General features: G+C 59.7%; 6 protein-coding genes. 3 read left to right on the top strand and 3 right to left on the bottom strand.

Translation table 11 applies throughout. The features are described from left to right. Window positions 1-103: 103 nt before the first annotated feature. From ACOI8A_RS26375 to ACOI8A_RS26365, 3 genes are read left to right on the top strand one after another with little or no spacing between them, the layout of a single operon-like run. On the top strand, window positions 104-763 hold the full coding sequence (locus ACOI8A_RS26375; protein WP_420650823.1) for a paraquat-inducible protein A: 660 nt from the start codon (window positions 104-106) through the stop codon (window positions 761-763). Then, on the top strand, window positions 750-1,373 hold the full coding sequence (locus ACOI8A_RS26370; protein ID WP_420650822.1) for a paraquat-inducible protein A: 624 nt from the start codon (window positions 750-752) through the stop codon (window positions 1,371-1,373). The genes ACOI8A_RS26375 and ACOI8A_RS26370 overlap by 14 nt, the downstream gene beginning before the upstream one ends. After that, window positions 1,366-3,669 (top strand): intermembrane transport protein PqiB, encoded by a 2,304-nt coding sequence (locus tag ACOI8A_RS26365; protein WP_420650821.1) that lies wholly within the window; start codon window positions 1,366-1,368, stop codon window positions 3,667-3,669. The genes ACOI8A_RS26370 and ACOI8A_RS26365 overlap by 8 nt, the downstream gene beginning before the upstream one ends. 208 nt (window positions 3,670-3,877) lie before the next feature. Here the strand turns inward: ACOI8A_RS26365 and mksF are convergent, their stop codons facing one another. The 3 genes from mksF to mksB are packed head-to-tail and all read right to left on the bottom strand — an operon-like array spanning window position 3,878 to window position 8,683. Further along, the gene (mksF, locus tag ACOI8A_RS26360; protein WP_420650820.1) at window positions 3,878-6,718 is read right to left on the bottom strand and encodes an Mks condensin complex protein MksF; all 2,841 of its coding nucleotides are present in this window, start codon (window positions 6,716-6,718) and stop codon (window positions 3,878-3,880) included. Beyond that, entirely contained in the window at window positions 6,715-7,416 is a 702-nt protein-coding gene (gene mksE / locus ACOI8A_RS26355) for an Mks condensin complex protein MksE (protein ID WP_420650819.1), read from the bottom strand. The genes mksF and mksE overlap by 4 nt, the downstream gene beginning before the upstream one ends. Next, window positions 7,406-8,683 (bottom strand): Mks condensin complex protein MksB, encoded by a 1,278-nt coding sequence (mksB, locus tag ACOI8A_RS26350; RefSeq protein WP_420650818.1) that lies wholly within the window; start codon window positions 8,681-8,683, stop codon window positions 7,406-7,408. The genes mksE and mksB overlap by 11 nt, the downstream gene beginning before the upstream one ends. Between the last annotated feature and the right edge of the window lie 197 nt (window positions 8,684-8,880).

Raw genomic sequence — 8,880 nt, 5'->3', positions numbered from 1 at the left:
GCGCGCGGGAAAGTTTTTGCTGGTAATAGCGAACAAAATTGCACAGTTATTTTCGAAGCAGAACACTAGAATAGACCCCATCTTTTTCGGAGCCTGAGCCCTTATGTCAGATTCGGTTGACGCCCCCGGGCTGTCAGATTTACCGCTGGATGACTTGGTGGCCTGCCATGAGTGCGACTTGCTGATGCGCAAGCCCGAGCTTGCTCGCGGCGAGAAAGCCCTCTGCCCTCGCTGCGGCTATGAGCTATACGCCCATCGCCACAACGTGGTGCAACGCAGTCTGGCACTGGTCATCGCGGCACTGCTGCTGTACGTGCCGGCGAACTTTTTACCCATCATGCAACTCAATCTACTCGGACAATCGTCGCAAGACACCGTGTGGAGCGGCGTAGTCGGGCTGTTCAATACCGGCATGCAAGGTGTGTCAGTAATCGTGTTCTTGTGCAGCATGGCGATCCCGCTGCTCAAGCTTTTATGCCAATTGATGGTCCTGCTGACGATTCGTTTCAACGTCGGCCGCAGTTACGGTTTGCTGCTCTACCGCATTTATCACCACATGAAAGACTGGGGAATGCTTGAGGTTTACCTAATGGGCGTGCTGGTAGCGATCGTCAAACTGGCAGATATGGCAGCCATCACTGTCGGCCTCGGCCTGGCATGTTTTATCGGCTTGTTGTTGGTTCAGGTCTGGCTCGAAGTGGTGATGTCACCGCATCAGATCTGGCAGGCGTTATCAGGAGAAGATGCCCATGCGGGCGATTGATGCAGGCATTCTGATTTGTACCGAATGCCACGAATTGAACAAACAGGACGCCGGCACCGAAGAGCAGACCTGCACCCGCTGTGGTGCTTTGGTTCACGCCCGTCGCCCGAACAGTCTCGTTCGCACCTGGGCGCTGCTGATCACCGCCGCGATTCTATACATCCCGGCCAACGTGCTGCCGATCATGACTGTCAGCTCGTTGGGGCAAGGTGATCCAAGCACCATCATGTCCGGCGTGATCCAGTTGGTGCAGCACGGCATGATCCCGATCGCCGCCGTGGTATTCATCGCCAGTATTGTGGTGCCGACCTTCAAACTGGTGGGGATTGCGCTGCTGCTGTTTTCGGTGCAGCGCCGTCAGCCATTGTCAGCACGCCAGCGCATCTGGATGTACCGTTTCATCGAGTTCATCGGCCGCTGGTCGATGCTCGATATTTTTGTGATCGCCATTCTGGTGGCGGTCGTCAACTTCGGCCGGCTTGCCAGCGTCGAAGCCAATCTTGGCGCCATCGCCTTCGCCAGTGTGGTGATTCTGACGATGCTCGCCGCAGTAACTTTTGATCCCCGGCTGATTTGGGATAACACGGAGTCGGATGCCGACCATGACTGATTTGCCTGTAGCGAAAACCCGACCGGCCTCGAACTGGTCGGCCATTTGGGTCCTGCCCCTGATTGCGCTGATCATCGGCGGCTGGCTCGGCTGGCGTGCCTATAACGAAACCGGCATCGAGATTCAGGTGCGGTTCGAAAGCGGTGAAGGCATCCAGGCCAACAAGACCGAAGTGGTCTACAAAGGCATGTCGGTCGGCAAGGTCAAAACGCTCAAGCTCGATGACGAAGGCAACTCCAAAGGAGTGATCGCCACGGTCGAGATGAACAAGGACGTCGAGCAATACCTGAAGACCAGCACGCGTTTCTGGCTGGTCAAACCGAGCGTGACGCTCGCGGGTATCACCGGTCTGGAAACCCTTGTCTCCGGTAACTACGTGGCGATCAGCCCCGGCGAAGGCGAGCCGAGCCGCAAGTTCAAGGCGCTGGCCGAAGAGCCACCGCTGTCTGATTCCAAGCCCGGCCTGCACCTGACCATCAAGGCTGATCGCCTGGGTTCGCTGAACCGTGGCAGCCCGGTGTTCTACAAGCAGATCAAAGTCGGCCAGGTGAAAAGTTATCTGCTGTCGGAAGACCAGAGCACTGTCGAACTCAAAGTCTTCATCGAGCCGACCTACGCCAAACTGGTGCGCAAACACACGCGTTTCTGGAACGCCAGCGGCATCAGCATCGACGCCAACCTGTCCGGCGTCAAAGTCCGTAGCGAATCGCTGGCCAGCATCGTCGCCGGCGGTATTGCTTTCGCCACGCCGGAGAATCGCAAGGACAGTCCACCGACCGATCCGAGCCTGCCGTTCCGTCTCTACGAAGACTTCGACGCTGCCGCCGCCGGTATCCGGATCAAGGTCAAACTCAGCGACTTCGAAGGTCTGCAAGCTGGCCGCACACCGGTCATGTACAAAGGCATCCAGGTCGGCAATCTGAAAGCGCTGAAGGTCGATCCGGACCTGAACAGCGCGACTGCCGAGCTTACCCTCGATCCATTGGCTGAAGACTACCTGGTCGACGGTACTCAGTTCTGGGTAGTCAAGCCGTCGATTTCCCTGGCTGGTATCACCGGTCTCGAAGCTCTGGTGAAAGGCAACTACATCGCCGTGCGCCCGGGCGACAAAGGTGCTGCCCCGAAGCGTGAGTTCGAGGCACGGCCGAAAGCGCCGCCGCTGGATCTGCGTTCGCCCGGTCTGCACCTGGTGCTGTTCACGGAAAATCTCGGCTCGTTGGAGGTCGGCAGCCCGATCCTCTACAAGCAGGTCAAGGTCGGTTCGGTGCAGAGCTACCAATTCTCGCGGACCAAAAAGCAGTTGGTCATCGGTGTGCACATCGAGAAAGAATACGAAGGTCTGGTCAACGCCTCGACGCGGTTCTGGAATGCCAGCGGCATTACGCTGACCGGCGGCTTGACCGGCGGCATTCAGGTCAAGAGTGAATCCCTGCAAAGCCTGATGGCCGGCGGCATCGCTTTTGAGACGCCGGAAGCCAAGGCGCCATTGCAGAAGCGTATTCCTCGCTTCCGCCTGTTCGCCAATCATGACGAAGCCAATCAAAAGGGTGCCGTGGTCACGATCAAGGTCGATCGTGCTGACGGTCTGCGCAGTGGCACGCCGGTGCGCTTCAAGGGGCTCGACGTAGGCAAGATCGAAAGCGTAGATCTGACCGACGATCTGCAATCGGTGATCCTCACTGCACGCATCACCGAAGTGCCGGAGCGCATTGCCCGGGTCGGCAGTCAATTCTGGGTGGTCAAACCGGAGCTGGGTCTGATCAAGACTTCGAATCTGGAAACCCTGGTCACGGGGCAATATCTGGAAGTGCAGCCAGCCGCGAAGAACCTCGGGCCGCAGAGGAACTTCGTCGCACTGGCCAGTCCGCCGGAAGTCATCAAACAGGAAGCCGGTTTGAGTCTGGTATTGAGCGCCGCGCGTCGAGGTTCGCTGAAGCCGGGCGTGCCGGTTACTTACCGCGAAATCACTGTGGGCAAAGTCACTGGTTATGAACTCGGGCAGACTGCCGACCGCGTATTGGTGCACATTTTGATTGAGCCGAAATACGCGCCACTGGTGCGGGGCGGTACGCGGTTCTGGAACACCAGCGGTGTCGGTTTCGATATCGGCCTGTTCCAGGGCTTGACGGTTCGTACGGAGTCTCTGGAAACCGCGATTCAGGGCGGCATCGCATTTGCCACACCGGACGGCGAGCGGATGGGGAATCCAGCTCGCGCAGAGCAGACGTTCCCGTTGTTCGACAAGTTTGAAGATGAATGGCTGACCTGGGCGCCAAAGATCTCCCTCGGTAAGTAACCTCAAGGTTATTCGGCGTCTGGAAGGACGCCATCGCTGGCAAGCCAGCTCCCACAGTTCTTTGTGGTGTACAAAAAACCTGTGCTCGACACGAAACCTGTGGGAGCTGGCTTGCCAGCGATGAGGGCCTGAAACTCAGCACAAATCCCAAGCCATAAAAAAGGGCCGCGATCCCATCAGATCGCGGCCCTTTTTTTGCGCGTGTCAGTTAAACCGCATCCAGCTCCGGTTCATCCGCAGCAACATTCACCGTAGCCTTCACCACATCATGCCGGCGGATGTACTTCCAGTCCGACTCATCAATGTAGATCCCGGCCGGACCGCTGCCACCTTCAAGGTCAATCGCAACACTGGCACAAACCTGCGGCTTCACGCTCGCCAGAATCGGCACGAAGCCCAGTTGCAGGCTGGTTTCCAGCAAGGCTGCCTGGTTCTTCTCATCGATGTCCGCCGCTTCGTCGAGGTAGTACGGCAGGCGCACGCGGCCGGCGAGGTCGCGATCCATCAAGTGCAGCAACAAGTACATGTTGGTCAGCGCCTTGATGGTCATGGTGGTGCCGTTGGACGCCGCGCCATCGATGTCGGTGTGGATAACCGGCTGACCATTGACCTTGGTGATCTCGAACGCGAGTTCGAACAAGTCTTTGAGACCGAGCTGGTTGTGGTTAGCCGCAACCAGTCGTGCCAGATACTCCTTGGCCTCTTCGTTCTTGTTGTCCTGCTCCGCGCTCTGGCTCAGGTCGAACACCGACAGGGTTTCGCCTTCTTCATACTGACCGGCGCTGTGGATGATCTGGTCAATGTGCTTGAGCGCTTCCTTGTTCGGCGCCAGCACAATGCGGAAGCTTTGCAAGTTCGAGACCTGACGCTTGTTGATCTCGCGGTTGAACAGCGCCAGTTGATGCTCGAGGCTGTCGTAGTCGCTGCGGATGTTGCGCAGCGTGCGCGCGATATCGGTGACCGCTGCACGCCGCGCCTTGCCCAAGGTCAGGGCTTCGTCGGTGCGGTGCGCGTAAGCGTTGATCAGCAGCGACAGACGGCGCTCCATGTCGTCTTCACTGTCGAACTTGGCCACGCCTTTAAGGCGTACTTGCGCATACAGCGCTTCAATCTGGCCATCGGCGCGCAGCAGGCCTTGCCAACTGTCCTGATAGTCGTTGAGCAGCGGCAGCAGGTTGTCCATCGAATCGTCGACCGGATCCATGAACGGCGTACCGAACGGCAGATCCGCCGGCAGCAACTGACGACGACGTAGCGCATCGTCGAGGGTCCGTTGCTTGGCTTCCATGTCGGCGATCTGGCGGCCGACCAGTTGCAGCTTGGCCGACAGCTGCTGGACGCGCTCGGTGAACGCATCGCTGGAGCGCTTGAGTTCGTCTTGCGCGGCTTCCATCTGCGCCAGTTGCTCGAGTTTGTCGCCTTCTTCGGCGCTCAGCGTCTGCGCACGACGGAAGTCTTCCAGGGCTTTCTGCGCATCCAGCACTTGCTGATACAGCGCTTCGGTCTGGGTCTTGCTCGCGGCGCGGTCAGCAGCCACGGCTTGCTGGGTTTTCAGTTGCTTGAGTTCTTTGTCCAGACGCTCCTTCTGATCGCGCAGTGCGGCACGGTCGGCCAGCGCTTGCAGAGCGGGCGGCTCGATATTCGACAGGTCGATCGACAGGCCCGGCACTTCGAAGCGCTCGCCTTTGAACGCGTCGAGAATCAGCTCCATGGATTTCACCCACTCGCCGTTCTCGTCGAGGGTGATCCCGTGTTCGCCCAGCGGCAGGCTGAACAGTGCGCTGTTGAACAGACGCATCAGGCGCTCGACGTCTTGCTGCGAAAACTCTTCACGCAGACGCGCATAGCTGTTGTTGTCGGCGTGATCAAGTTGCTGCTTGACCGACTTCAGGCGTTTTTCCAGATCGCGCAGGCGCTCTTCCAGATCCTCGGCGCTGAACTGGCGGGACTGCGCGAGCGCACCGGCCAGTTCATCGTGAGCATCCTTGGCCGCCAACAGTTGCTGCTCCAGCACTTTGACGTCATCGACCAGCGCGAAGCGATTCTTCAGCACCGACAGTTCGCCGAGCCAGCGCTGGATGCCGGAAATCTCCCGTTCCAGACGCATCAATTCCTGGGTACCGCCACGCTGATCGTTTTGCAGACTGTCCTGCTCGCCACGGTAGTGCTCGGCCTGGATCGTCAGCTCTTCCTTGCGCGCACCGGCGTAATCCGACCAGGTGCCGAGCAGCGAGTCGAGCAGTGGCGACAGGCGATGCAGTTTGCCGCGCAGCAGATCGCGCTGTTTCACGCCGTTGCCCAAGGCTTCGACCAACGGGCCGGCGGCGACCAGCGAGTTGTAGTCCTGCTCCATGCGGCGTACGTCGCGGAAGGCTTCTTCGCACGCGGCAATATAATCCACGCTACCGGAACGCAGGCTGTGCTCGAAGGCGTCGAGGAACAATTGCTTGAGTTTGGCCGCGGTGATTTCACGCATGTGCAGCAGGTTGATGAACAGCGCGCGGAAGGTCTTCAGGCTCTGCTCGCTGGTGGAGCGCAGCGGGATCAGGGTCAGGTCGAGCGGAATCGAAGTGTGGCCGCCAACCAGCAAACGGCGCAGTTCATCAGGCTTGAGTTCGTAAGCCTTCAGGCCTTCGCGCTCAAGGTTGGTGAACAGCTCTTTCTGGCGCAGGCAGGTGTCATCTTTCTGGTAATGCGCGAGATCCAGTTTGCCGGCGTAGGCGAAGAACTGGTGACCGAAACCGCCGCCCGGGCCACGACCGACCACGCCGATCACGTGCGGGCCGTGCGGCAGGTTCACTTCAACCAGGATGTAACTGGTATCCGAGGCAAAGTAGAAGCGCCGTGATTGTTCGAGGCTGTACTTGCCGAAACTCATGTCCGACATGCGCGCCAGAATCGGGAACTGCAAGGCGTTGATCGAGGCGGATTTACCGAGGTTGTTCGCGCCGTAAACCGACAGCGGTTCTTCCAGCGGGAACAAACCGAGGCTGTAACCGGCGGTGTTCAAAAGGGCAAAGCGGCGGATGCCGTAGCGTTCCTGGCTCATGCGTCGGTCTCCTGTTCTTCGGCAATGGCGCGGGCCAGTGCGTCTTCTTCGCTCTCTTCGGAAAACTCGCTCAAATCGAGCGGATCGTCAGTTTCCAGCAATCGGGCATCAGCTTCATCGTCGATCAGCACCGGAACCGGCAGCGGCAGAACGCTGTGCACGCTGGCCGCCAGATTGCGGTCTTGCTGCACCGACAGGCACACGTCGAGGAAACGGTGCATCGGCGGCAGGAAGCGATAAACGCCGTTCTCTTCACCAGCGAAACCGAGCTGAGTCATGCGGCGCATGATTTTTTCTTCCAGCTCTTCAACCGTTTGCACTTCGGCCTGAATAAACAGGTCGCGGTACTTTTCCAGCAGCGATGGCAGTTCCTCGCGGCCGAGGCTGCCGCCATCGAGCACGGCAATCGGATCGCGGCCCTGGTCGGCCAGGTGCTCGACCACGATAAAGGTGAACAGCGCCAGACGCTGCGCAGTCTTGTTCACCGCTGCAGCGGCCAGATCCGGCACGAAGTAGTAGAAACCACGGGTGTCACAGACCAGTTCAAACCCCAGCGCCTTGAACAGCGTGCGGTACTGATCCTGGAAGTTCGACAGTTGCGCGTACAGCTCCGGGTCGCGGCGGCTGACGTGGTAGCCCTTGAACAGCTCGCGGAAGATCGGCGCGAGTTGGGACAGTTCGGATAGATCAAGATGCATTGGGGATGCTCGCAGAATCCTCGGCGGCGGGGTCGCGGGCCGAGAGCAGGGCGAAGGAGCGCAGGCTGACCTGGTGCTCATGAGTGTGGTAATCGCGGCGTTCCAGACGCTCGCGCTTGAAGCGTTTTTCCCGCGACAGGCGCGAGAACCAATAAAGCAATTCGTCGGTGGCGCCGTCCGGTTCCTGCTCCAGCAGCCAGACCATCAAGTCCGGCATCGGCAGGGCATCTTCACAGCGCTCGAGCATCTCGCGCACGGTGCGCGGCGCGCGTGGCGCTTCACCTTTGTGGGTCTTGTGCGCCTTGGGGAAACGCGCCGGTTTCGGCTCGAAACGGGCGAGGGCGTAGACATAGGCTTCGACCTGACTGGCGCTGCCGAGGAAGGTGCTTTGCGGTCGGGTGAACAGCGGCATCGCGGCCTGGGGCACGGCGTCGATGCCTTTACGGCGGATCGCCGCGAGTGCCAGTGCGGCGCCACGGGTCACGGCGTTGTGCCGGCGCGCTTCTTCACGCAGCGGCAGCAGCAGTTCGCGGGCGTGGCGCAGGGTCAACTGGGCGCTGGTCTGCATTTCGAGGATGCGCGCGTGGGTGCGCAGCAGCATGTCGTCATCCACCAGATGGCCCAGGCGCTGCTGTTCGCTGAGCATTTTCAGCAGCACGTTTTCGACCTTACGCACGCCTTGCTCGAAGGCGCCGTCGGCATTCACCAGATCGATCATCGGTTCGACGTATTCGTCCCAAGTCGCGAGTACCTCGGCATAACGCTGACGCAGCGGGATCTGCCGGTCGCTGGTCTTGGCCCGTTCCGCCACGGCCACCAGCGCCTGTTCGTCGTTGTCGAGTTTCTTCAATACATCGCGCACGCGCATGTCGAGCAAGCGCAACTGACGAGCGAGGTCGTTGCCGTCGCGGATGTCGAACGCGTCCTGGATGTAACCGGCCAGACGCTCGAGATGGCGCAGGTAGGCTTCAATCTCCAGACACAGGCCGAGGCGGTGCTCGCGGCGCAGGTAGGCGAGGAAGTCGTGAATCTGCGCATTCAGCTCGAAACGGTTCGGGCTTTTCGCCACGGGTACCAGAATGTCGAGACGAATCCACACGTCGAGCAGGCTGGTGATGTCCTGCGGCGTGCTGTCGAGTTGTTGGGCGGCCAGTTGCGTGCGCAGTTCGTTGAGGCTCAGTGTGCCTTGGTCGAAGTGCTCGCACAGTGGCTCCAGAAGTGCCCAGTGTTCAGCGAGGGCGCGCAAGACGCGCTTGGGTTCGATCATCGGAATGGCCGGCTGGTTGGCGATTAAAAGCCGCGATTGTACTGCATCGCGGGCGATGCGATTCACTCTCGGGACGGGCTGTAATTTTTATTCAGGTCAAGACTATCGATCAACCGCAAGCGATCTTGAGCGAAGGGCGGTAGAATCGGCGCACTTCAGTTATCCACAAGTGGCCGACCCTTGCTTATCGAGTCCCG

It is taken from the genome of Pseudomonas sp. P4795, from assembly GCF_048822895.1.
GTDB lineage: Bacteria > Pseudomonadota > Gammaproteobacteria > Pseudomonadales > Pseudomonadaceae > Aquipseudomonas.
This window is presented reverse-complemented; position numbering and strand designations above follow the sequence as displayed.

Bases quoted from the DNA above. Each gene is read 5' to 3' on its own strand.
- mksE (WP_420650819.1), bottom strand. From the start codon at position 7,416: ATGCATCTTGATCTATCCGAACTGTCCCAACTCGCGCCGATCTTCCGC.
- ACOI8A_RS26370 (WP_420650822.1), top strand. From the start codon at position 750: ATGCGGGCGATTGATGCAGGCATTCTGATTTGTACCGAATGCCACGAA.
- mksF (WP_420650820.1), bottom strand. From the start codon at position 6,718: ATGAGCCAGGAACGCTACGGCATCCGCCGCTTTGCCCTTTTGAACACC.
- ACOI8A_RS26365 (WP_420650821.1), top strand. From the start codon at position 1,366: ATGACTGATTTGCCTGTAGCGAAAACCCGACCGGCCTCGAACTGGTCG.
- ACOI8A_RS26375 (WP_420650823.1), top strand. From the start codon at position 104: ATGTCAGATTCGGTTGACGCCCCCGGGCTGTCAGATTTACCGCTGGAT.
- mksB (WP_420650818.1), bottom strand. From the start codon at position 8,683: ATGATCGAACCCAAGCGCGTCTTGCGCGCCCTCGCTGAACACTGGGCA.